This is a genomic window from Pseudoclavibacter sp. VKM Ac-2867, from assembly GCF_015351275.1.
Classification (GTDB): domain Bacteria; phylum Actinomycetota; class Actinomycetes; order Actinomycetales; family Microbacteriaceae; genus Pseudoclavibacter.
In genome coordinates, this window is sequence record NZ_JADKSL010000028.1 from 1 (window position 1) to 22,029 (window position 22,029).

The window sequence follows — 22,029 nt, forward strand, 5'->3', positions numbered from 1 at the left end:
GAACGCCGCCGGTCACCCCGGCGGCGTTCCTGTCTCTGCGCGCACACGCTCCTGGCCGCATCCACCAAGGGGCGCGGGCCGTCGCTGACGCCGTGCCCTCGTGCACCTCCACGCTGTGGGTCGGGTCCGCTCAGGACGAGCGGAACGTCTCGCGCCCCCACACCCAGGAGAGGCAGGCGATGGCGAGCATCATCGAGGAGATGATGATCGCCCAGGTGAAGCCGAACAGGTCGGCGATGACGCCGGCGACGATGGGGCCGAGGATGCTGCCGGCGTCCTGCGTCATCTGGTAGGTGGAGAGCACCTGGCCGCCGCTGCGGCCGTAGCCGATGATGTCCGAGATGACCGCCTGCTCGGCGGGCGCGGCCAATCCGGAGCCGAGCCCGAGTACGAAGCTGAGGGCGAGCATCGTGACGATGTCGCCGGCGAACGCGGTCGCGAACATCGCGACCGCGGAGACGCCGAGTCCGACGAGGATGAAGGGCCGTCGCCCGATGCGGTCGGTCTTCCGGCCGGCGTACTGGAGCGAGATGACGTTCCCGACGGCGCCGACCGCGATGACGACACCGATGACCCAGGGCTCCTGGCTGATGCTCGTCGCGACAAACAGCGGGAGGATCGCCGTGCGGACCCCGAAGTTCGCCCATCCGTTGGCGAAGCCGAACACGAGGGACGCGCGATACGCGGAGTCCTGGAGCGCCTCGCGGAGCGACTTCGGCTCGAGCTTCTTGGCCGCGGGCGCGCGATCGTCGCCAGCGTCGTGCAGGCCGGCCTCCTCGGCGGTCTTCTTCGCCGTGATGCGGTGAGCGCGGCCCATCATGATGCCGACGATGGCCGCCGCGATCACGAGCGTTCCCGAGTAGACGAGGAACGGCACCCCGATGCCGAACTGCGCAAGCGCCCCGCCGACCGCCGGGCCCGCGATGTTCCCGATGAGGAAGATGCCGCCCCAGAGGGCGGAGATGCGGCCACGGATCTGCGGCGGCGAGTAGCGGGCGATCATGCCGGCCGCCGAGATCGTGAACATGACCGATCCGACGCCGCCGAGTCCACGGAACACGAGCAGCTGCCAGTAGTCCTGCGCGAACGCGACGGCAGCGGTCGAGGCGGCGACGATCAGGAGTCCGGCGACGTAGATGCGCCGCTCCCCCAGTCGGTTGATGAGGGCTCCCGCTCCGGGCGCGAAGACGAGCCGCATGAACGCGAACGCACTCACGACGACGGACACGAGCGTCGCGCCGACACCGAAGCTCAACGCGTACTGCGGGAGGACGGGCACGATGAGCGCGAAGCCGATCGCGATGAAGAAGGTCGCGACGAGCAGGACCCAGATCTCGGCGGGGATGGGCGGTCGCGGGTCGTCGGCGCTCGAGACGATGGGGACCTGGCCGGTCGTCGGATGCTCGGGATCGGAGCCGGGGACCGTCGGGTCGTTCGGCTCTATCGCCCGCTCAGCCATAGTGCGGTGGCTTGTCGGCGCGCAGCCGGTCGTCGTTGGGCCCACGGGGGCTCTCCACCCGCTCGTCGGCGTAGCGGACGGGCGCGTCGCCCCAGGCTGCGGGCGCGTCCTCGCCAGCGAGCACGGCTGGCCCGCTCGAGCCGTCGGGCGATTGGGGGGTCGGGTCGCTGCCGGGAGGTGGTTCCGTGGTGACTCGACGTCGCGGTTTCCGTGGTGCGGGCGTGCCGGGGTTCACGCTCAGCTCGCACCGCCTGGCTCGCCAGGGCGGCCGATCGCGATCTGCTGGTTCCCGTCCGGCAGGGTGACCGATTCGAGGTTCGCGCTGGATGCCGCGCCACTCGACGCTGCGGAACCGGAGGTGAGCTGGCCGAGCTCGCCCTGCAGGGAACCGGCCGTGACGACCGAGGTCTCTGCCGGCAGCGGCACCTTGAGGGCCTTCGCGATGCGTCGCGCCACTGCTTCCGGGTGCGCGAAGAGCTCGAAGGAGTGCACTCGAAGGTAGTACCAGCCGAGGCGTTTGAGGAGCTCCGGGCGGAGGCGCAGCGTCTCCCGCAGCGTCGCATCGGCAGAGCCCGCGATTCTCAGGTCGAGGCCGTCGGTGTCGATCGCTATGGCGCGGCCCTTGTACGCCGCGGCGAGGGGGACGCGGCCACGGTGGAACAGCTCGACCGTCATGCCGAACGACTCGAGACGGTTCGCGAGATCGAGCAGCATGGGCGGCGCCTCGACCTCGCGGTCGTCGCCCTCGGTGCCGTCATCGCCGGACGTGGAAGTCTGCTCGGCTGCACCCTGTTCGGCACCTGGGTCCGTGCCCGTGCCCGATGCGTCGCCCTTGGTCTCTGCCTCGCCCAGGATCTGCGCGAGTCCGAGCACTCCGCGGGACATGCGCGAAGGGTCGAGCTCGCCGGGGCGGATGCACGACACGATGACGAGCGAGCGACGCGCCCGCGTCATCGCGACAGCGAGCGCGCGCTCGCCGAGCTCGGTGCCGAGCACTCCGAAGTTCGCGAGGACGCGCCCGTGGGGTGTCCGGCCGAAGCCGATGGAGAAGATCACACGGTCGCGCGACTGCGCTGTGGCCAGCTCGATCGTGGTGACGGTGAACGGTTCGCCACGTGCTGCGGTGAAGAAGTCGGCGATGTCGCTCCGGCGCGAGGCGGCCGAGTACACGGCCTGCTCGACTCGGCGGGCGTGCAGCGCGGAAGCCGTGACGACCATGAGCGACTCGCGAGGCCGGTGCACGGCGTGGTCGACGACGAGCTCCACGACACGGCTGACCTCGCCGTCGGTGGATTCCACCCCTCCCGTGATCGGGTCGGGCAGGCCCGTCCCGTTCTCGACGAACGAGAAGCTGAGGCTCGAGTGCCCGAGGAGGGTTCCCGCCCACGGCATGGAGCGGATGCGTCCCTTGTAGAAGCGCCTGTTGATGAGCTCCGCGAGGTCCTCGCCGCCGGCCCGGTAGCTGCGCGTGAGCGCGTGCTCCGGCAGGAACTCCGCGAGCCGCGAGTACACCGACTCGCCGACGGCGTCCTCGTGACGCAGCCCCCACGCGTCGGTGCTGTCCGCCGCCGGGCGGGTCACGGCGACCGTGAACGGCGTCGGGTACTGGGTGACGGGGTCTCCGAATGCGACGACCTGGTCGCCTCTGCGGATCGCGCCGATGCTCTCGGCGATCGACATGGTTCCTGCATCCACGAGCACAACCGTGTCGAAGTGGATGCGTTCGCTCACGAGCGGCACGTCGTACGGGGTGGTCAGCCACAGCTGCGCGATGCTCTTGGAGACGTCGCCGGCCTCGACGGCCAGCTTCGTGGAGGGAACGCCGGGACGGCGCAGGAGCTGGCGGAGTGCATCCGCCTGCTCGCTGTAGTCGACGATGGCGACCTTCCACGCTTCGGCAAGCTGCCAGGCGAGCTGGGCGGCCGAGTGGTCGGTGTGGGCCTGGTCGACGACCCGGAAGTCGCTCTCGAGGCGAGTCACGACTCGCGTGTTGGCGTTCAGGAGCGCCTTGTCGCGGTCGAGGAGATCTTCGAGCACCGACTGCCACCAGGCGAGCTCGAGCTCGTCGCCGAGCGCCTCGGCCTCGACGTGGCGTTCGGAGAGGTCCTCGAGCAGCGGCGTGAGGCCGAGGTTCTCGAGGCGCTCGATGATGGTCAGGCGCTCGACGAGGTTGTGCAGCACCTCGCTGTCGGCCGCGAGCTCCGTGATGCGCGCGGGGAGCTCGGCCAGGGGCAGCTCGCTGAGCGAGACGGCTCCGGCGTCGACGAGCGGCTCGTCGAGGAGGCGCAGCTTTTCCGCGACCTCTCGGTGGAACTTGCGCACGTCGGAGATGCCCGTCGGGACGGTCGGCGTGGAGCCGTCCGTGACGTAGCGGTGCCAGAGGATGCGCTGGCGCTGGGCGAGCTTGAGCGACTCGTGGAGGTCGTCGACGACGACGCCGGGCCGCACGTAGTCCTTCGCGAGCTGGCGCAGCTGGCGGCGGCGGGCCGATGTCAGGTCGCCGCCGTCGCGCTTCGGGTTCGTGGCGTGGATGACGTCCGTCAGCGAGTGGTCGAAGACCGCGGGGCGGAAGCGGTCGAGGGTTTCGCGCAGGTCGAGCAGGAGGCGCAGGTAGATGCCGAGCTCGCCGTAGGTCTCGGCCGGGCGCATCCTGGTGCGTCCGACGAGTTCCTGGGCCCGGTCGATGACCTCGACGAGGGTGCCGGCGTCGAGCTCGATGGCGGCTTCCTGCGCCCGGTTCGCCTCGTCGGTCGACTCGAAGGAGACGCCGTACCAGGGTGAGTCGTCCGGGCCGTACTTGAACTGGCCGAGCTCGCCAGCGGCGCGCAGCTGGCGGGCGATGGCGTCGCGGCCCGTCGCGATCGCCTCGATGGCGTCGCGGTCGAGTCGAGCGGTCGTCGTCGGGGGCTGCTCGCGCAGCTCGAGGCGGGAGAGCTCCTCGAGCGCGTCGAGGGCCGAGACACCGAGGGCGGGGTCGGGATGCACGAGCGCGTCGCGGTAGTCGGCGAGCACGTGGCGGAGGCGGACGAGGGCGTCGTCGAGCTCGTGCATCGCGGGCTTGCGGGCCTTCTCGTTGCGGGAGATCGAGGCGATCGCGTCGCGGCGCAGGGTGCGCGGCGTGACGGCGAGCCCCTCGAGGCCGACGCTCTTGAGGCGCGCCCGGATGGCGCGAATGCTCGCGGAACGGGGCGTGACGACGAGCACGCGCTTGCCGTCGGCGACGAGCAGGCCGAGCGCATTGATGACGGTCTGCGTGAGGCCTGTCCCTGGCATGGTGTTGATGACGGCCGAGTTGCCGGCAGCGATGGCGTCGACGACGCGCTCCTGCTCGGTGTCCGCGTCGAGCAGGAACCGGTCCCCCACGGGGTCGCGGCGGTCAGGGCTCGGCCGCTGCTCAGCAGGCTGCACGGCGGCCACCTTCTGGCGCGCCTCCTCGTCTCCGGCGAGTGCCCGCAGGACGGGGTGCGTGAGCTCGTTCGTGTCGCGGAGCATGGCGCTCGCGACCTCCCCGAAGCTCGAGATGACGGCGCGCGCCGAGACCGTGAACTGCGGGATGGATGCGCCGAGCGCTCGAGTGCGGTCGAAGACGTGCTGCGGGAGGAAGGCGTCGTTCGACTTCGCCAGCTCGAGCAGCTCGGCAACCGGGAGGCGCACTCCGAAGTGCTGCGCGAGGTGCCTCGCAAGGGAGGCGTTCACCCGGCTCGGGCCCTTGAGGGTGAACTCGTAGTCGCGGCCCGCGCGGCGCAGGTCGACCGTTCGGGTCAGGATGGGGGCGCGGAAGTGCGTGCCGTCCTGCGTCCACTCGGCGAATCCCGTGGCCAGCTGGATCGTGCTCATGCCACGGCCAGCGAGCAGCTCGGTGCCCTTCTGCGCGATGAGGTCGGCCGCGTCGCGCGCCCCGCGGAACGAGGAGTGCTCGCGGACGAGGGCAGACAGCAGCACGGTCTTACCCGCCGCGAAGGGGGCGATGCCGCCCGGGTGCGCGCTGGTCAGCTCGACGTACGTGCCAGGTTCGTCGGCGAAGTCGAGAAGAGGGGATGGTCCGCCGAGCTGCGCGAGCTCGTGCAACCATGAGTCCTGCGCCGCGTCGACTGCGGCCTCGAGCGCCCTCGCCTGTTCGGCGCGCTCGAGATCGAGCGCCGTGAGTGCTTCCTCGTCAGCGGAGGGAACCGGATGGGTCTTGCGCTCGTGCGCAACCGCATCCGCGACCCAGGAACGGCCTCGCGTGAGGCTCGGGCCGTCGCCGCCGCGTGCCCTGACGCCGTCCTCGTGATCGCGTCCGAGATCGAGGTCGTCGTCCGCCTCGCGGGACTCGCTGTCGCGCGCCTCACGCTCACGTTCGAGGCGTTCGCGCACTGGACTGAGGTCGGGTATCGGCTCCGTCTCATTGTTTGTGGGCGCACCCTTGCCGGAGCCGTGACCGTCGCTCTTCGCGTCGCCCGGCTCTGAACCTCGTTTACGAAACAGACCCCACACGCGTGACACTGTAGGTGTCCGGGCCGGTCGGCGGGTGGAGGCGCGCGTGCGTCGCCCGCACCTCGACCAAGATTTCGTCCACAAATCAGGCGCCAGTGCACACGGGAGGCCGCCAGCACCGGTAGCATTGTCGCGCCAGCCTCTGTAGCTCAATGGAAGAGCAGTTGCGTCCTAAGCAAACGGTTGGGGGTTCGAGTCCCTCCAGGGGCACTGTTCATTCCGTGCGGCAGTCTGCGCACCTGGCAGACCCGCGGATCGCCGGATGCCGGTGCCTAGACTCGAACGATGACGACGATCTTCGACGCGCAGAACCGCCCCGAGCCGCCCCTCGGCGAGGACGAGTGGTCGACGCTCAACGGCTTCCTCGAATTCCACCGGGCGACGCTCGCCTGGAAGCTCTCGGGCCTCGGCTCGGCCGAGCTGTCGAGCACGCTGCCGCCGAGCAGCATGACGCTCGGGGGCCTCGTCAAGCACCTCACCTACGTGGAGGACGACTGGTTCGGGGTTGTCCTCTTCGGAGAGGAGCAGCGCGAGCCGTGGGCTTCCGTCGACTGGACGAAGACCCCGGACTGGGAGTGGGACGCCGCGAGCGCGCAGGAGCCAGCCGAGCTGATCGCCGAGTGGGAGGCGTCGGTTGCACGCGCGCGAGCCGCTGCGGAGCGTGCGTTCCGCGACGGGGGCCTCGCCTACCCTGCCGCGAAGGGATTCTCGGACGGCCGGATCCCCCGCCTCCGGTGGATTCTCATCCACATGGTCGAGGAGTACTCCAGGCACAACGGCCACGCCGACCTGCTACGCGAGGCGATCGACGGGAGCGTCGGCGAGTAACGGGCCCGGCGCCGCGGCCCGGCTCGTGCTGCGTCGATACACCGTCCGGGGAGGATCATCGCCTAGCGTCGAGCTATGAGCACAGCGCAGACCTGGCTGATCACTGGCGCGAACCGCGGACTCGGACGCGCCCTGACGCTCGCCGCACTGGCCGCGTCGCACAACGTCGTCGCAACGGTGCGCGGCGAGCACTCACTCCCGGAGCACGACAGGCTGCTGGTCCTCCCCCTCGACGTCCGGGACCGAACGGCGGCCTTCGACGTCATCGAACGGGCTTCCTCGCACTTCGGCGCGGTCGACGTTCTCGTCAACAACGCCGGGTACGGCCTCATCGGCGCGGCGGAGGAGGTCACTGAACCCGAAGCTCGCAGCATCATCGACACCGACCTCCTCGGACCGCTCTGGCTCAGCCAGGCGGTGCTGCCCGGGATGCGGGCACGTGGCGCCGGGCACATCGTGCAGATCTCGACGGTCGGCGCGGTCGGCACCGTGCCGACGCTCGGCCTCTACAACGCGGCCAAGTGGGGGCTCGAGGGCTTCAGTGAAGCGCTTGCCACCGAAGTCGCCGACTTCGGCATCCGCGTGACGATCGTGCAGCCGGGCGAGCTCGGCACAGACTGGGCCGGAGGCAGCATGCAGTTCAGCACGCCTATCGGCGCCTACGACGACCTGCGCACGCAGCTCTTCGGAACGCCGAGCGTCCCCTGGCCTACGCCGCCGGCCGGAGTCGAGCCGAGCGGCACCTCCCCCGCGTCCGCGGCGGAGGCGATCCTCTCGCACGTCGGCGACCTCGGCGACACTCGACTGCGTGTGCTCATCGGCGACGACGCACCACCCCAGGTGCACGCCGCCCTGACCGCCCGCCTCGACGACTACGGCAAGGACGCTCGCTTCTCCCAGTGAGATTCGGCCCCACCGCAGCGATAGCTGAGGTGGGGCCGACATCACTGCAACCGCTGCGATCAGGCGTGCTCGTCCGCGACGCGGATGAGCACCTTCCCCACAGTTCCACCCTCGACCGCGTCGTGCGCCTGGGCCGTCTCCTCGAGCGGGAACCACGTGATGGGCAGGCCAGCCGGCTCCCCTACGGGGAGCGCGCCGTCGACGAGCGCCGCCGTCACGTCCTCGGCCGCCGCGTGCAGCGCATCCGGGCCCACCGTGTAGAGCAGAAGCCCCTGCCAGCGGACGTTCTTCGCGAAGCTCGCGATGATGGGCACGGTGAAGTCGTCGCCGTTGTTGTTCGCGTAGTAGGCGATGCTGCCGTGGTTGGCGATGACCTCGACGTCGAGCGCCGCGTTCTGCGTGGGTGAAACCTCGACGATGTGGTCGACCCCGTTCGGAGCCAGTTCCTTGATGCGCTCGGCCAGCGAGGCGTCCGGGTAGCGGACCACGTGGTGCGCCCCGGCTGCGAGGGCCAGCGCTTCCTTCTCGTCGCTGCTCACCGACGTGATCACCGTCGCACCTGCCCACGCCGAGAGCTGGATGGCCGCGTGACCGACAGCTCCGGCGCCGCCGTGCACCAGCACCGTGCGGCCCGCGAGCGCCGCGGGCGAGAGACGGGCGGGGCCGTGCTCGTGCACCGTGAGCGCGCGGTGCGCCGTCATGGCGGGCACGCCGAGGCTCGCGGCGACGTCGAAGTCGATGCCCTCGGGCAGGCGCACGACACGGTCGGCCGGCAGCACCGAGAACTCCTGTGCCGTGCCCGTCGGCCGGTTGTGCGCCGCGAGGTACACCCAGACACGGTCGCCGACGGCGAGCGTGTCCACGCCTTCACCGAGGGCATCGACGACGCCCGCACCGTCCTGGTTCGGGACGACCTCCGGGAAGCCGAGCAGACTGCCCGCGCCACCGCCGTCGCGGGCCTTCCAATCGGTGGGATTCACGCCGGAGGCGACGACCCTCACGCGGACTTCGCCTGGGCCAGGCTGCGCGACCTCGCGCTCGACCTGGGAGAGGACGCTGGACGGACCGGTGGCTGAGTAGACGATTGCCTTCATACCCGGGTCCAGCGAGTGGGCGCCCCTCGCTATTCCCTCCCTGGCGCGTCCAAGGCGATGGCGGGCATCCTGGGCCACCGCCCACAGCACGGCCTGCTCGCTCGGGCGGCGACGCCGTCTCGTTCCGACAACGACCGGGCACGGGACGGCCGGACGGTGGCACGATGGCGTCATGAGCAGCGATGACGATGTGCGACGGCTGGCGCTCCGCCTCCCGGAGACCTCGGAGCGCACCGCCTACGGCACCCCGGCGTTCTACGTCGGGACGAAGATGTTCGCGCGCATCCACGACGAGCCCGGGGTGCTCGTCTGCTGGCGCGCCGACCTCGGCGAGCGCGAGGCGCTGCTTCAGGGCGAGCCGTCGGCGTTCTTCACGACACCCCACTACGACGGACACCCGAGCGTGCTGGTGCGGCTCGCGAACATCACGCCGCCGCGGCTCGGCGAACTGCTCCAGGAGGCGTGGGAGGCCAGAGCGACGAAGCGCATCCTGCACGATGCGCGACCTTCAACCGAGCGGGACTAACCGACCTGGGGCACGCACCGCCAGCCGAGGCGCGCAGGCGTCCGACGGGCCGCGTCGTGCCACCCTGGGCAGCGCGTCCGCTCTATGATCAGCGGATGGTCAAGGTCATTGCAGTCATCCGTCCAGTAGCCAGCGAGACGATCGAGGCGGAAGCCGACTCCTACGAGGCGGCGAAGGCGAAGATCGAGGCGATGGTCCCTGAGGGCTACGAGCTGCTCTCCGTGCGCTCCGCCAAGTAGCGAGCGTCGCGGCGACAGTCGGCGGGTGCCGGAGCCGCTAGTCGAACATCCCGTCGAGCAGCCCGCCGATCATGAGGCCGCCGAGCACACCGCCCACGACGTCGCCCATGTCTCCGCCACGTCGGCCGCCGCGACCGCCGTAGCCACCCTGGTAGCCGCCGCCCCGCGGCTGGCCCCACTCGTCGTATCCCTGCTGCTGCGGACGTGACTGGTCGATGTCGCGCTGCGCGAGCTGCAGCGCCTCGCTCGCGAGCGAACCCGCCCGGCGCGCCAGCGCGAGCGCCTGCTCGCGTTCGTCCTCACCGCCCCGGAAGCTCACGAGCTCGTTGCGGATGCGCTCCGCCTCGGCCAGCCGGGTTCGCGGCGCCGACCCGATCCAGCCCCGGTGGCCGGAGATGACGTCGTTGGCGACGGCGATCTGCCGGTCCGCGTCGTCGATGGCGGTCACGACCTGAGTCTGCGACGGAATAGGCCGTGCGGCTCTGTCCCTGGCCTTGGCGATCGCCTCGTCGAGCCCCGTGTTCGCGGCGCGGAGCCTCGAGAGCGACGCGAACGGGTCGGTTCGCTCGCCCGCGGGAGGGAGCGCGGCGAGCGCATCGGTGAGCCGTTTGGCCGCTTCCTCGACCTCCTGGCTGCGTGGCACGTCCCTCGCCGCGACGAGATCGCCCCTCGAGTCCGCGATCACGGCTGCGAGCGTCGATTCGGCGCGCAGCGCCTCGATCTCGTAGTTCTCGACGGCGTCAAGCAGCGTGTGCACGCGGCGCACGGCCTCCGTGGACGCCTCGAGGGCGAGCCGCGACTGCTCGTTCTGCCCGGCCTCGCGGCGGCGCAACGACACGTCGGCGCTGTGCTCCGCGAAGGTCAGGAGCTGGGCCGCCTCGGCGGGGTTGTCGCCCACCTGGTGCAGCGCGGCGTCCGAGTAGCGAAGCGCAAGCCGATCGATGCTGGCCTGTGCGTCAGGGATGCGCGCGCGCAGCCGCTCCGAGTCCCGCTTGACGCCGTCGAGCACGGCGGGCGTCTGCCGCACCACCGCGACGGCCTCCTCGAGCACCGAGGACTTCTCCTCGAGCAGCCCCATCGCCCACTCGCAGATCTGCACGATCCGCGCGTTCCTGGTGCGCAGCTCGTCTGGAGTGTCCGGGATGTCGTCGACGTTCAGCTGGTTCAGGTGGAACGCCTCGCCCATGTACTTGCGCACGTTGACGAGCGTGTCCTTCAGATCCTGTGTCGCGCCGGAGCCCAGTTCGGCCTCCGCGAACGAGAGCTCGTCGTTCATGAGCCGGATGCGCTCATCGGCGTCGACGAGCGCAACACCCGCCTTCATCGCCAGGTCCTTGTCGTGGGCGTCGATCTCGGCCTGCTGCGCTTGCTTCGCGCGGCGAGCGCGCCCCCAGAATCCAGATGCCATGTCGCAGATTCTAGTTGCGCGCCGCCCCGCCAAGCTGGCGATGTTCACCGTCGGCGGAGCGGCGCACCGCGGAGCTCAGTACCAGATGCCCGGCGAGGGCTCCGGCGAGACCCGCAGCACGCGTCCCGCGAGCTCCGCCGCCCCATCGCTCAGCTCGTGCAGAGAGCCAGCTGCGCGGAGCGCGGCGGGCGATACGCCGCCGAGGACAAGCGACCCGAGCGCGTCCACCCCCAGGCGCACGGCTGCCGAACGCTCGGGCAGGGCATCGACCGGCTCCGCCGTCCCAACGCCATCCGCGCCGACCGTGAGCACGAACGAGCCGCCCGCGAAGCCGAGCGCATCCTCGATCTCGAGTCCGAGCACGCCGGGCGACGAATACCGTCGCGCGTCCAGCACGGCCTTTGTGTCGAGGATGCGCAGCCACTGGTGGTCGGAGGTCGTGACGGTCGCGGCCCGCTGGTCGCCGAGCATCCACCTGATGGGCTCGTCGATGGCGAGTTGCTCCGCCTTGACGGTCGCGACGAGATCGGCCTCGAGGAAGAAGCGCCACAGCGCGGCGTAGGCGTCGTCGCTGACGGCGCGGAGGAACTCGACGTTCAGCGTGTGGCTCGCGTAGTCGTGGTCGCCGCCCTCGAGCTTGAACAGCGCTGCCCCCTCGAGGTCACCGGCCTCCGAGGTGTAGGTGATGGCGCGGAGCTTCTTGCCATCGCCGTCCTCGTCGTGCACCGTTCCCGCGAGGCGGGGCCACATTCCGTCCCAGCCCTCGATCTCGCCGACCCTGGCCACCCTGACGCGGTCGAAGAGGCCGCCGATCTGCTCGGCCCACTGCTCCCGCCCCACGTAGTCGACGCGACCGGCCGGGGTCGGGCCGGCCCAGCGGACGCGGCGCGTGTCGATGCTGAAGCTCGCGGCGAAGGTCGCGGGCCCGAACCCGAACCGGCCGTAGATCGTCGACTCCGACACCGTGAGGGCCGCGAGCGGGAGGCCGAGGGCAGCGGCCGTGCGCAGCTCCCCCTCGAGCAGGTTCCTGGCGATCCCGCGGCGGCGGCGAGCCTGGGAGACGGTCACCGAGCTGATCGCCCAGCTGGTCAATTGGCTTCCGCCCGGCAGCGTGAGGTCGGCGGGCCACGAGCTCACCGTGGCGATGGGTTCGTCCGCAAGGGGCGCCGAGTCGTCCCAGACGCCCGTCGTGCGGCGGTAGCCCAGGGAGGCGCGCATCCCCTCGAGCTGCTTCTCGCTCGGTTCGGCGGCGAGGAATCCGCGGAGGTCTGCTCGCGCCCATGCGTTGAAGGTGGCCGCGTCATCGGTATCGAGCGTCTCGTAGCGCAGGCCCGACTCGGCGAGCTTCGCCTGAGAGGTCGGATCGATGGGATGGCGCGCGAAGTCGTCGGCTGCAGTCATGCATCCAGGGTAGGGGCCAGGACAGCGCCGCGCTGGGCGCGACCTCGACACGACTCGCCCAACTATGCCATTATCTGCGTATGCATGCAGATACGCAGGAAGACGGCACGGGCTCACTCGGACACATCGAGCTCGACAACCCGACCGTCGAGCTCGCCGCCGAGGTCTTCGGCATGCTCGCCGACGCGACGCGCGTGCGCATCGTGCTCGTCCTTGACGACGGGGAGCACTCCGTGAACGACATCGCCGAGGCCGTCGGCAAGACGCCGGCGAGCGTCTCGCAGCACCTCGCCAAGCTGCGCCTCGCCCGCATCGTCGCGACCAGGCAGGAAGGCACGCGCGTCTTCTACCGGCTCATCAATGGGCACGCAAAGCGACTCGTCGCCGACGCGCTGTTCCAGGCAGAGCACTCCGTCGCCGGGGTCGGCGGGACCGACGCCATCCCGCCCCACCACCGGCGAGACCCGCAGCCGGGTCGCGAGCTGCACGGAGACGTCGATGCGTGAGGTCCTCGCCAACCGCGCGTTCCGAAGGCTCTTCTCCGCCCAGGTCATCGCGCTCGTCGGCACGGGACTGCTCACGGTCGCGCTCGGCCTCCTCGCGTTCGACCTCGCGGGTGGCGACGCGGGCATCGTGCTCGGCACCGCACTGACGATCAAGATGATCGCCTACGTCGTAGTGTCCCCCGTCATGGCGGCAGTCACGAGCCGGTGGTCTCGACGCCGCGTCCTCATCTCCGCTGACCTCATCCGCGCCCTCATCGCACTCGGCCTCCCCTTCGTGGGCGAGGTCTGGCAGGTCTACGTGCTCGTCTTCGTCCTGCAGGCAGCGTCCGCGACCTTTACGCCCACCTTCCAGGCCGTCATCCCAGATGTGCTCCCGGATGAGCGCCTCTACACGCGGGCCCTCTCGCTCTCGCGCCTCGCCTACGACCTCGAGGCGCTCGTGAGCCCGCTGCTCGCGGCCCTGCTGCTCACCGTCGTCAGCTCCAACTCGCTGTTCGTCGGGACCGTCCTCGGCTTCGTCATCTCGGCGACGCTCGTCGGCACGACGACGTTCCCCACCCGCACGCTCGCAGCACCGAGCCCCTTCATCTCCCGGCTGACCTCCGGGCTGCGGGTCTTCTGGCGCACGCGCGACCTCAGGGCCCTTCTGGCCCTGAACCTGGCAGTGGCGGCCGGCACGGCCATGGTGATCGTGAACTCGGTCGTCTTCGTGCAGGCGCAGCTCGGGCGAGCGCAGTCGGACCTCGCGATCCTGCTCGCCTCCTACGGAGCCGGCTCCCTGCTCGTGGCGCTCGCGCTGCCGCGGGTGCTCGATCGCGTCTCCGACCGCCGAGTCATGCTTGCCGGCGCTGCCCTCATCCCGATCGGCCTTCTCGCGATGGCGGGCGTGCTCTCGACCGATGCAGCGTGGTCCTGGCCACTCGCCCTCCCCGTGTGGGGGCTGCTCGGCGCCGCGACCTCACTGATCCTGACGCCTTCCTCGAGGCTCCTCCGGAGGGCGGCATCTGGCGAGCAGCGACCCGCGGTCTTCGCGGCCCAGTTCTCGCTCTCACACGCCTGCTTCATGCTCTGCTACCCGATCGCTGGCCTCGCGGGCGCGCAGCTCGGTCTCGCGCCCACGGGCCTGATCCTCGGCGCCGTGGCCCTCCTCGCCGTCATCGTGGCCGGACTGACGTGGGCACCTCAGGGCGCTCGCGAGCCAGCCCCGGACCGCGTTCAGCACTGACGCTGCTGGCTCGCGAGCCGGACGATCTGCCTCGCGGCGACGTCAGCACCGGCGAGCAGCGGTGAGGGCTTGCGCGGCGTCGCTCCGATCGCGCTGCCCGGCTGCGTGCTGAGGGCCGGGATGCCGAGGACAACCACTCGATCGTCGACGGAGCCGTCGCGGCGCACGAGGTTGAGACCGGGCTTCCCCTCCTCCAGGTTCGCACCCGTGGCCTCCATGCTGTCCGTCTCGACGGCCGCTCCGTCTCGCGCTCGTCTCGCATGCACTCGAGCGCGTCCGGAGTCCAGCAGCGCGCGCAGCAGCGGGTCGTCGGTCGCCGGCACCTTCCCCTTGGACATGCGAGGTTCGATGAGCGCGCGGGCGCGCACCTCGATGCCCGTGATCGCGGAGCGGGCGACGAACTCGCCGGCCTCGACATCGAGAGATACCGCCGTCTCAGGTCCGGTCAGCCGGAGCAAGCCCGCGTCGATGAGCGCGAGCACCTCACGAGTCCGCCCAGACGGTGGGCCGGATGCGAGGAACAGCCCGTCCGCGTTGAACCAGCCTTCGAAGTCGGTGACAGCCGAGCGGCCCTCGAGCACGCCGCTCACGGCAAGTCGTGCCGCCTGGCCCCGCAGAGCCCCCATCGCGCGGTTGACTGCGGCGCGAGGATGCTCGTCCGGCGAGGACATCGACCCGAGCTCGCTCTCGACGAGCTGCTCGACCTGACGCCGCCAGCGCTCGGGGCTCACCTGCTGTCCCCGCGTCGGGCGTCGCAGCGAGTCGATCGTGAACGCGTGGGCGCCGTCGTCGGCACGCTGATCGATGGATGCCGTGAGGACGTCGTCGATGGCGCTGACGCTCTCGGCATCGTCGAGGGCAGCGAGGGCCTCCGGGAGCGAGACGGTGAGGGCGTGAGGCGCCCAGCCCGAGAGCGCGGCGAGGTACGCAACAGCGAACTCGCGCGCGATGGATGGCCAGACGTCGCCTCGGAAGTCCAACGACTCCGGCTCGGCCGCGGCGAGCGCCCTGAACCAGTCTGGCGTCGCCGTGCGCGCCACGAACGGCGACGCCTCCGCCCAGCCGTCCGCCTTCGCGCGGTACGGCACACCGCGGCGCGAACCGGCGTGGAGGATGGGCTCGTCTCCGGACGGCACGTAGCGCAGCCGCCCTCGCGTATCGTCGGCGACGGGCTCGAACCGTCCGCCGCGCCCCGACGTGAGCACGGCGACGACGTCGAAGAAGTTCGCGCCGAGGCCGCGGACGATGACGTCCTCGCCCGCTGGCACCGCGCTCCAGCCCTGCTCGGCCGGCATCCCCGGGGCGATGTAGACGAGGCCAAGCTCTCGCGCTGCCCGCTCGAAGCGCTGCGTCTCGTCGCTCGGCAGCGCCTGCACCATGCCCTGGGCGAGCACGACGATCGGCGCACGGAGCTCGGTGCCGTCGGCGAGCACGACGGTCCGTGCGTCTGGCCCGTCGTCGCGCACATCCACCGCGGCTCCCTGGATGCGGGCGAGCTCCACGTACCCGCTCGCTTCGGCCGCTGCCAGCTGCTCGCGGAAGTAGACCCCCTGCAGCCGCCGGGAGGGGAAGCTGCCGGGGCGCACCGCGCGCGCCTCCTCGAGGACCCACGGCGTGGAGTGCTCGCCGCGGGCAACGATCGCGGCCGCCCAGTCGACGAGGTCAGGGCCCGGCACGATCGGCCCGGTCATCCTGGTCGACTCGTCAGCGTGGATGGTCGTCGAGCCGGAGGTCGTGTTGTTGAGGAACTCTGCCGGCTGGTCGATGCGCCAGGTCGCTCCGGCCCCCACGTCGATCGCGTCGACGATCGCTGTGCGAATGCGCGCGCCGGGGCGGCGCGCCACCACTCTGAGGACCGTGGCGACGGCGCGCGGACCACCCCCGACGATCACGGCGTCGAACATCAGATGCGGTACTCCAGGTCGTCCTCGACGACCGGCCGCACCTCGACGAAGCCCTCGCGCTCCTCGACGGTCACGCGCAGCCCGTAGACCTGCTTGAGGGTGTCCTCCTGCAGCGCCTCAGCTGGCGTTCCGCTCTTGATGATCGTGCCCTGGTCGAGCATGACGATCTGGTCGCAGAAGCGGCCGGCATGGTTGAGGTCGTGGATCGCGATGAGGGCCGTGATGCCCTTCGTGCGGGTGATGCGACGCACGATCTGCAGCGTCTCGATCTGGTAGCGCAGGTCGAGCGCGCTCGTCGGCTCGTCGAGCAGGAGCACCTTCGGGTCCTGCGCGAGAGCCCTGGCCACGAGCACACGCTGCGCCTGGCCTCCGGAGAGCTCCGACATGTTCCTGTCCACGAGAGAGTCGAGGTTGAGGAGCGTGATGGCGTCCTGGACGTGCCGCCAGTCCTCGGCGCCTGGCGCCATCCCGTAGTGGGGCGTGCGACCGAGCAGCACCGCTTCCCGCACCGTGAGGTCGAAGGGCGCCTCTCCGGACTGCGGCACGTAGGCCACCGTTCGCGCGTGCTCGCGCCTGCCGAGGCCGAGCACGTCGGTGCCGTCGAACGTGACGGTGCCCACGCTCGGCTTGTGCACGCGGGCGATGATCTTCGTGAGCGTCGACTTGCCGGAGCCATTCGGTCCGAGCAGCGCGCAGAAGGTGCCGTCCTGCACTTCGAGGCTCACGCCCTTCAGCACCTTGTGCTTGCCGTAGGCGAACTCGATGCCGTCGATCGTCAGGCTCATTTGAGGGCCGTCTTCCTCGTGAGGATGAGCTGGATGAAGATGGGCGCGCCGATGAAGGCGACCACGATGCCGACGGGGATGACGGCGGGTGCCAGGATCGTGCGCCCGACGGTGTCGGCGACGAGCAGCAGCAGCCCTCCCGTGAGCACCGAGAACGGGATGAGGTAGCGGTGATCCGCACCGATGATGAGGCGTGCGATGTGCGGGCCGACGAGTCCCACGAAGCCGATCACGCCGCAGAAGCTGACGATGACGGCGGCGAGCACGACCGCGACGACGATGAGTCCGACGCGGAGCGCCTGCACGTTGACGCCGAGGCTCTTGGCGGCGTCGTCGCCCGCGAAGGCGACGGCGTTGAGGTCCTTGGCGAACCACAGCACGAAGGGGATCGTGGCGAGGACGAGGATGCCAACCGTCTGCACGTCGCCCCACGTCGCGTCGTTCACGGAGCCGAAGGTCCAGCGCACGATGGCCTGCAGCGTGTTCTCGTTGGCCGTGAACTGGAGCGCCGCGGTGAGCGCCTCGAAGAGCTGCGTGATGGCGATGCCGAGGAGCAGGAGCGTGGCGATGGCCATGCCCTTGGCGGAGGCGAGCCCGAGCACAAGCGCCGATACGGCGAGCGAGACGACCAGCGCGCTCGCGATGATCGCCCACGAGGGCAGCGTCGTGCCACCCGCGATGGTGATCGCGAGGGCGGCGCCGAACGCGGCCGCCGGCGAGACGCCGAGCGTGAAGGGGCTCACGAGCGGGTTCCTGAGGAGCCCCTGCATGAGGACACCCGAGAGGGAGAGTCCTGCGCCGGCGGCGAAGGCCAGCAGCACGCGTGGGAGGCGCAGCTCGGTGACGATGGAGAACTTCTGCGCGAAGTCGTTCTCGAGCGTCCCGCCGAAGATCGAAAGGGTGACGGCCTTCCACACGTCGCCGAAGGTCACTCCGGCCGTGCCGATGGTGACGGCGGCGATGACGGCGAGGGTGCTCACGACCACGCCGCCGATGATGGCGAGCCGCTTGACGTTCGCGCGCTTGCGCTCGCTCGAGGCGACCGCGTTCTGCTCGCCCGGGGTATCGGTGCCGGTCTTCGGCGTCGTGATGGCCACTACGCGCCCGCCTGGTACTGCTGGATGTACTCGCGGGCGCCGGGGAAGTCGGTCTGCTGGAAGTCGACGACCCAGCGCTCGAGGAACTCGTCGGGGTTCACGTCGGCGAACTCCTCCGGGTGCAGCCACTTGGCGAGGTAGAGGGCGCCGATGGACTTCGCGACGGCACTGGTCGCCCAGCCGTTGGCGAGGTACACCTCGCCGTCCTGGATGGCAGTGATGTTCGACCAGCCGGGTCGGGACGTGATCTCGGCACCGAGGGTGTCGAAGCGCTCCTGGCCGGTCGGCGTCGCGCTCGGCTCGAACTCGTGGACGATGACGGCCGGATTGCGGGTGACGACCTCGGCAGGGTCGACCGTGATCTCCTCCTGCTCGTCGCCGCCGCCTGCGGCGTTCTCGAAGACGTTCGTGCCGCCTGCCGCCTCGATGATGGCGTGGAAGCCGGATCCGGGCAGCACCGTCAGGTACGGGTCGACCGTCTCCCAGTACACGGGCACGGGCTCGACGCCCTCGGTGCGCTCGGCGACGACATCGAGGATCTCGTTCGAGAAGTCGGTGACGGCGCTTGCTCCCTCTTCCTTCTGGAAGACCTGGCCGAGGAGGGTGACGGTCTCGTCGAACACCGCGTAGTCCCAGGCGGTCGCGACGACGACGGGGATGCCGAACGACTCGAGCTGCTCGGCGGCCTCCTGCCAGACGGCGTTGCGGGGCATGATGACGACGTCGGGGTCGAGCTCCGCGACCGCCTCGTAGTTGATCTGGTCGAGGCCCTCGGCGATGACGTCGCCCTCGTCGACAGGGAGGTACGGGAGGCGGTTGATGGATGCGCGGTCGACGCCCACGACCGTGTCGCCGGCTCCGATCGCCCGCACGAACTCGTTGCCGTAGCTGTTGAGCACCACGGCCCGCTCGACGGGTCCGTTGATCGTGACCTCGCGGTCCTGATCGTCGACGACGGTGATGGTCTCGGCGTCGGCTCCGCCCTCAGGGGTCACGGTGCCGCAGCCGGCGAGGAGCAGGGTGCTGGCGACGAGGGCCGCGATGGCGGCGGGCAGTCGGCGTGAGATGGGCATATCGGTACCTCTCGGTGGCAGGTCGTGCAGAACGTTCAGGGGCGGCGCAGTGGCGCGGATGCTCAGCTGCTGGCAGCTGCGGCGGGCCAGTTCGGCTCGCCGAGGCTCAGCATGAGCCGGTTCGCCCAAGCGAAGAACGCCGTCGACCCAACGAGGTCGAACAGCTCGGCGTCGTCGAGGCCGAGCGCGCGCAGCTCGTCGATCTGCGCAGGCGTGGCGCTCGGGCGCAGCGTCGACAGGCTCGCGGCGAAGCGGATGATGGCGCTCCAGCGTTCGTCCTGCCCGTCGCTGAGCGCGTCGAGCGAGGTCGGCTGCCAGTCGGCGTCGCGAGCGAGACCCGCGTCCAGCACCCGCTGCACGTCGTCGTGGCGCTTCGACTGGAAGGTCGCCTTCCTGGAGTGCACCGAGGCGCAGTAGATGCAGTCGTTGACCCTGCTGGCGACGGCCGCGGCGAGCTCCCGCTCGGCGCGAGGCAGCCCGCCCTTGCCGAGGAACACGGCGTTGTCGATGGCGCTGCGGGCCTTCAGCACCGCAGGCACCCGGGACAGGAGCCGGAAGTAGACGCTGTTGGTGGTCGCCTTCGCGGCGAACGAGTCGACCTGCTCGGCCGTCAGCTCCCCCTCGTCGGGGGCGGCCACCCACGGCGACCACTCGAGCTGCTCCTGCGTGTACTCGGTCGGCTTCGCCAGTCCGGCGATGGTGCGACCCGAGAGGTCCTTGGACCGACCGGCGGCGACCGTGGCGCGGGCAGGCGCATCCACCCGCTCCGGCGCGGTCCCGGCGAGCAGCGCGTCGCCGTCCAGCATGCGTGCCAGGTAGCTCTCGAAGGCCACGAGCTGGCTCAGCAGCACGATCTCGTCCGGAGTGACCCCTGCGACCGGCAGCACGTGCTGGTCTTCGTGGGTGGCCAGCGCGGGCGACACGGTGATGAGGTCCACGTGCTCCACGAGCGCGCGCAGCTTCGCATCGGCGGGCAGCTCGTCGCCGAGCAGTCGAGCATCGGCGCCCTGCGCCAGATGCCAGTCGGAGAGCTGCGCGTTGCCCTGCCAGCGCGCGACCGTCCTGGCGAAGCCGTGGAGCAGGGCGGGCTCGATCACCTGCGGGCTCTCGTAGAGCGCCGTGTAGGCGGCGAGCGTCTGCTCGACCACCTCGGGTTTCGCGGCCCTCAACGAGGCGATCGACTCGGGAACGGTCGGGGAGATGCGCACGTGGGAATCCTCAGCAGTCGAGATCGGGGAAATCAGATACCAACCTGCCATCCCGTGCAACGCCCCGCGGAATCGCGTTACCCCGCGTGAACTCCCCCGCCGAGGCGCAGCCCGGTCGAGCGGGTCCCGAGCTCGGCCGCACGCCTGGTCTCAGGCGAGGCCGAGGTCCGGTCGCGTGAGGTCCGGCTGCCGCGGTCCCGCCAGGGAGGCGGTGCGCGGGATGAGCTCGATGTCGGGGACCGGGTCGAGCGTCAGCCGCGCGTGCGTCTCGACGTCGAACCGCTGCTTCCCATAGCGGAGCTTCTGCCGCTCGATGCCCTCGGGCCTGAATCCGGCACGACTCGCGACGCGGCAGGACGCCGCGTTCCCGGTCCGGTGGCCGAGCTCAAGGCGGAAGAGGCCGAGCTCCGTGAACGCCAGGTCCGCGATCGTCGCGAGGCCGCGCGTCGCGAGGCCCCTGCCGCGAGCACCCTTCGCCAGCCAGTAGTAGGCCCACCCGGTCTGGTGCACGTGCTCGATGTTGCTCAGCCCGACGTTTCCGACCGCAATGCCATCGACGATGATCGCCAGGTCGTGCTTCGCGGTGCCGGAGACGAGATGCTGCGCCATGTAGGAGACGAAGTCGAGCTCTGTCGAGGGCACACCTCCCGGGAACTGCGCGGCGAGGTCGGGCGACGTTCGCATGGCATTCGCAAGTGCAGGGGCATCGTCGGCCACCCATGGTCGGAGGTGTGCATCCACCCCTGCAGTGTCGCACTCGCAGATGTGCTGGACCTTGTCCTGCGACACGACACGACACACGAGTGCGCCGCTACTTCACTCGGCGGCGCCAGGCTCCGGTCGAGTACAGCGACCACGCGATGAGCACGGGCTGGAAGAAGAGACGCAGGAAGCGCTTCTTGTCGGTGTCGAGCCCGAACGCGTCGCGCCGACGCGCGAACTGCGCGAGGTTGCCCGGGAAGACGGCTGCGAAGAATCCGGCTGCGATCCAGCCCACCGTCGGACGGGCCGCGCGGCGCGCGAACAGGAGCGACAGGCCGAGCGCGATCTCGGCGACGCCGGAGGCGAGCACAACCTGATCGGTCGTGAGGGGCGTGTGCTTGGTCACCGATTTCGGCACCTGCGCCGTGAACTCCTCGCGGGCAACGGTGAGGTGCGTGACCCCCGCGAAGACGAGGAAGCCGCCGAGCAGGATGCGCGTGAAGGTGCGCAGGCGCGACGAGGGCGCGTCGTCGACGAGACGGATCTCGGTGGTGGTGGTTGCCATGTCGGGTCAGGCCTTCTTCGCGTGCTTGCCGAAGCGGTACGCCATGACGAGCTGCGTGATCCCGCCGATGACGAGGATGATCGCCACGATCCACAGCGCGACGACGACGACGCCGGCAGGCCAGAGGAGGATGAGGAGGCCGGCGACGATGCTGAGCACGCCGGAGAGGATCGCGAACCCGCGGGACTGGCCGGGGGATCCATCCGCGAGCGCCGCGATGCCCTCGATGATCCAGGTGATCGCGATGAGGATGCCGAGCGCGTCGATGAGTGCCACGGGCTGGACGAGGGCGATGATGCCACCCGCGATGAGGAGCAGTCCGACGACGCCGTTGAAGACCCGCCAGCCGGTGGGGACGCCCTTGGAGACGATGGCGCGGATGAGGCGCAGGGCGCCCGAGAAGATGAAGAACAGCCCGAAGATCCAGGCGATGGCCGTGAGGGCCTTGATGGGGAAGGCGAGCGCCACGATGCCGAGGATGATCGCCACGGCTCCGCCGATGCCGAAGATCCAGCGCAGCGTGCTCACCTGCCTCTGGCTGAGGAGACTCGGGTCGAGGTTGAAACGCACGATGGGGGTGGACTGGCTCATTGCGGGCTCCTTCGACGGGGATGCGCCTTGCACGGCGCC

At 70.4% G+C, this 22,029-nt stretch carries 20 protein-coding genes and 1 tRNA gene; 7 read left to right on the top strand and 14 right to left on the bottom strand.

Annotated elements, in window-relative coordinates:
- Nucleotides 1-130: 130 nt before the first annotated feature.
- The 3 genes from ITJ67_RS18215 to ITJ67_RS18220 all read right to left on the bottom strand — a co-directional run bounded on the left by ITJ67_RS18215 (nucleotide 131) and on the right by ITJ67_RS18220 (nucleotide 5,815).
- A complete protein-coding gene (locus ITJ67_RS18215) occupies nucleotides 131-1,459 on the bottom strand; it encodes an MFS transporter (protein ID WP_160073379.1) in 1,329 nt (442 codons plus the stop codon).
- A complete protein-coding gene (locus ITJ67_RS20065; RefSeq protein ID WP_267238573.1) occupies nucleotides 1,452-1,583 on the bottom strand; it encodes a hypothetical protein in 132 nt (43 codons plus the stop codon). The genes ITJ67_RS18215 and ITJ67_RS20065 overlap by 8 nt, the downstream gene beginning before the upstream one ends.
- A gap of 113 nt (nucleotides 1,584-1,696) precedes the next feature.
- Entirely contained in the window at nucleotides 1,697-5,815 is a 4,119-nt protein-coding gene (locus ITJ67_RS18220; protein ID WP_160073381.1) for an AAA family ATPase, read from the bottom strand.
- A 258-nt stretch (nucleotides 5,816-6,073) separates the two neighbouring features.
- Here ITJ67_RS18220 and ITJ67_RS18225 point away from each other — a divergent pair.
- The 3 genes from ITJ67_RS18225 (at nucleotide 6,074) to ITJ67_RS18235 (ending at nucleotide 7,666) form a co-directional block, all read left to right on the top strand.
- Nucleotides 6,074-6,145: transfer RNA gene (locus ITJ67_RS18225), tRNA-Arg, on the top strand.
- Between the two features lie 75 nt (nucleotides 6,146-6,220).
- Nucleotides 6,221-6,763 (top strand): DinB family protein, encoded by a 543-nt coding sequence (locus ITJ67_RS18230; RefSeq protein ID WP_160073505.1) that lies wholly within the window; start codon nucleotides 6,221-6,223, stop codon nucleotides 6,761-6,763.
- A gap of 75 nt (nucleotides 6,764-6,838) precedes the next feature.
- Nucleotides 6,839-7,666: an SDR family NAD(P)-dependent oxidoreductase gene (locus ITJ67_RS18235; RefSeq protein WP_228503330.1), complete on the top strand. Its 828-nt coding sequence runs from the start codon at nucleotides 6,839-6,841 to the stop codon at nucleotides 7,664-7,666.
- A gap of 59 nt (nucleotides 7,667-7,725) precedes the next feature.
- Here the strand turns inward: ITJ67_RS18235 and ITJ67_RS18240 are convergent, their stop codons facing one another.
- Nucleotides 7,726-8,760 carry an NADPH:quinone reductase gene (locus ITJ67_RS18240; protein ID WP_194678552.1) on the bottom strand — a complete coding sequence of 345 codons (1,035 nt, stop codon included), beginning with the start codon at nucleotides 8,758-8,760 and terminating at the stop codon, nucleotides 7,726-7,728.
- A gap of 172 nt (nucleotides 8,761-8,932) precedes the next feature.
- On the opposite strand from ITJ67_RS18240, the gene ITJ67_RS18245 reads away from it, so the two are divergent.
- Together ITJ67_RS18245 and ITJ67_RS18250 are read left to right on the top strand one after the other, a co-directional pair.
- Complete coding sequence (locus tag ITJ67_RS18245) at nucleotides 8,933-9,286, top strand: MmcQ/YjbR family DNA-binding protein (protein WP_194678553.1); 354 nt, start codon at nucleotides 8,933-8,935, stop codon at nucleotides 9,284-9,286.
- Nucleotides 9,287-9,381: 95 nt separating this feature from the next.
- Entirely contained in the window at nucleotides 9,382-9,525 is a 144-nt protein-coding gene (locus tag ITJ67_RS18250) for a hypothetical protein (protein WP_160073511.1), read from the top strand.
- 37 nt (nucleotides 9,526-9,562) lie between these two features.
- Here ITJ67_RS18250 and ITJ67_RS18255 read toward each other — a convergent pair whose 3' ends face one another.
- Together ITJ67_RS18255 and ITJ67_RS18260 are read right to left on the bottom strand one after the other, a co-directional pair.
- Nucleotides 9,563-10,933 carry a hypothetical protein gene (locus ITJ67_RS18255; protein WP_194678554.1) on the bottom strand — a complete coding sequence of 457 codons (1,371 nt, stop codon included), beginning with the start codon at nucleotides 10,931-10,933 and terminating at the stop codon, nucleotides 9,563-9,565.
- Nucleotides 10,934-11,008: 75 nt separating this feature from the next.
- Nucleotides 11,009-12,334 carry a GNAT family N-acetyltransferase gene (locus tag ITJ67_RS18260; RefSeq protein ID WP_194678555.1) on the bottom strand — a complete coding sequence of 442 codons (1,326 nt, stop codon included), beginning with the start codon at nucleotides 12,332-12,334 and terminating at the stop codon, nucleotides 11,009-11,011.
- Nucleotides 12,335-12,414: 80 nt separating this feature from the next.
- On the opposite strand from ITJ67_RS18260, the gene ITJ67_RS18265 reads away from it, so the two are divergent.
- Nucleotides 12,415-12,840 carry an ArsR/SmtB family transcription factor gene (locus ITJ67_RS18265; RefSeq protein WP_160073517.1) on the top strand — a complete coding sequence of 142 codons (426 nt, stop codon included), beginning with the start codon at nucleotides 12,415-12,417 and terminating at the stop codon, nucleotides 12,838-12,840.
- Nucleotides 12,833-14,065, top strand: coding sequence for an MFS transporter (locus tag ITJ67_RS18270; protein ID WP_194678556.1), 1,233 nt, complete (start codon nucleotides 12,833-12,835; stop codon nucleotides 14,063-14,065). Before ITJ67_RS18265 ends, ITJ67_RS18270 begins: the two co-directional genes overlap by 8 nt.
- On the opposite strand, the gene ITJ67_RS18275 is transcribed toward ITJ67_RS18270, so the two are convergent.
- The 8 genes from ITJ67_RS18275 to ITJ67_RS18310 form a co-directional block, all read right to left on the bottom strand.
- A complete protein-coding gene (locus ITJ67_RS18275) occupies nucleotides 14,056-15,969 on the bottom strand; it encodes an FAD/NAD(P)-binding protein (RefSeq protein ID WP_194678557.1) in 1,914 nt (637 codons plus the stop codon). The two genes, ITJ67_RS18270 and ITJ67_RS18275, sit on opposite strands and share 10 nt — an antisense overlap.
- Nucleotides 15,969-16,754, bottom strand: coding sequence for an ABC transporter ATP-binding protein (locus ITJ67_RS18280; RefSeq protein ID WP_104241856.1), 786 nt, complete (start codon nucleotides 16,752-16,754; stop codon nucleotides 15,969-15,971). The genes ITJ67_RS18275 and ITJ67_RS18280 overlap by 1 nt, the downstream gene beginning before the upstream one ends.
- Nucleotides 16,751-17,851, bottom strand: a complete 1,101-nt coding sequence (locus ITJ67_RS18285) for a FecCD family ABC transporter permease (RefSeq protein WP_160073523.1) — start codon at nucleotides 17,849-17,851, stop codon at nucleotides 16,751-16,753. The genes ITJ67_RS18280 and ITJ67_RS18285 overlap by 4 nt, the downstream gene beginning before the upstream one ends.
- Nucleotides 17,851-18,924: an ABC transporter substrate-binding protein gene (locus ITJ67_RS18290; RefSeq protein ID WP_194678559.1), complete on the bottom strand. Its 1,074-nt coding sequence runs from the start codon at nucleotides 18,922-18,924 to the stop codon at nucleotides 17,851-17,853. Before ITJ67_RS18290 ends, ITJ67_RS18285 begins: the two co-directional genes overlap by 1 nt.
- A 62-nt stretch (nucleotides 18,925-18,986) precedes the next feature.
- Nucleotides 18,987-20,132 (bottom strand): peroxidase-related enzyme, encoded by a 1,146-nt coding sequence (locus ITJ67_RS20380; RefSeq protein WP_323741502.1) that lies wholly within the window; start codon nucleotides 20,130-20,132, stop codon nucleotides 18,987-18,989.
- A gap of 150 nt (nucleotides 20,133-20,282) precedes the next feature.
- Nucleotides 20,283-20,873, bottom strand: a complete 591-nt coding sequence (locus tag ITJ67_RS18300; RefSeq protein WP_104241864.1) for a GNAT family N-acetyltransferase — start codon at nucleotides 20,871-20,873, stop codon at nucleotides 20,283-20,285.
- Nucleotides 20,874-20,943: 70 nt separating this feature from the next.
- Nucleotides 20,944-21,399, bottom strand: coding sequence for a hypothetical protein (locus ITJ67_RS18305; RefSeq protein WP_194678562.1), 456 nt, complete (start codon nucleotides 21,397-21,399; stop codon nucleotides 20,944-20,946).
- 6 nt (nucleotides 21,400-21,405) lie between these two features.
- On the bottom strand, nucleotides 21,406-21,990 hold the full coding sequence (locus ITJ67_RS18310; protein ID WP_160073548.1) for an HdeD family acid-resistance protein: 585 nt from the start codon (nucleotides 21,988-21,990) through the stop codon (nucleotides 21,406-21,408).
- Between the last annotated feature and the right edge of the window lie 39 nt (nucleotides 21,991-22,029).

Bases quoted from the DNA above. Each gene is read 5' to 3' on its own strand.
- ITJ67_RS18290 (WP_194678559.1), bottom strand. From the start codon at position 18,924: ATGCCCATCTCACGCCGACTGCCCGCCGCCATCGCGGCCCTCGTCGCC.
- ITJ67_RS18215 (WP_160073379.1), bottom strand. From the start codon at position 1,459: ATGGCTGAGCGGGCGATAGAGCCGAACGACCCGACGGTCCCCGGCTCC.
- ITJ67_RS18260 (WP_194678555.1), bottom strand. From the start codon at position 12,334: ATGACTGCAGCCGACGACTTCGCGCGCCATCCCATCGATCCGACCTCT.
- ITJ67_RS18280 (WP_104241856.1), bottom strand. From the start codon at position 16,754: ATGAGCCTGACGATCGACGGCATCGAGTTCGCCTACGGCAAGCACAAG.
- ITJ67_RS18235 (WP_228503330.1), top strand. From the start codon at position 6,839: ATGAGCACAGCGCAGACCTGGCTGATCACTGGCGCGAACCGCGGACTC.
- ITJ67_RS18245 (WP_194678553.1), top strand. From the start codon at position 8,933: ATGAGCAGCGATGACGATGTGCGACGGCTGGCGCTCCGCCTCCCGGAG.
- ITJ67_RS18240 (WP_194678552.1), bottom strand. From the start codon at position 8,760: ATGAAGGCAATCGTCTACTCAGCCACCGGTCCGTCCAGCGTCCTCTCC.
- ITJ67_RS18270 (WP_194678556.1), top strand. From the start codon at position 12,833: ATGCGTGAGGTCCTCGCCAACCGCGCGTTCCGAAGGCTCTTCTCCGCC.
- ITJ67_RS18255 (WP_194678554.1), bottom strand. From the start codon at position 10,933: ATGGCATCTGGATTCTGGGGGCGCGCTCGCCGCGCGAAGCAAGCGCAG.
- ITJ67_RS18230 (WP_160073505.1), top strand. From the start codon at position 6,221: ATGACGACGATCTTCGACGCGCAGAACCGCCCCGAGCCGCCCCTCGGC.
- ITJ67_RS18265 (WP_160073517.1), top strand. From the start codon at position 12,415: ATGCATGCAGATACGCAGGAAGACGGCACGGGCTCACTCGGACACATC.
- ITJ67_RS18310 (WP_160073548.1), bottom strand. From the start codon at position 21,990: ATGAGCCAGTCCACCCCCATCGTGCGTTTCAACCTCGACCCGAGTCTC.
- ITJ67_RS18305 (WP_194678562.1), bottom strand. From the start codon at position 21,399: ATGGCAACCACCACCACCGAGATCCGTCTCGTCGACGACGCGCCCTCG.
- ITJ67_RS18275 (WP_194678557.1), bottom strand. From the start codon at position 15,969: ATGTTCGACGCCGTGATCGTCGGGGGTGGTCCGCGCGCCGTCGCCACG.
- ITJ67_RS18250 (WP_160073511.1), top strand. From the start codon at position 9,382: ATGGTCAAGGTCATTGCAGTCATCCGTCCAGTAGCCAGCGAGACGATC.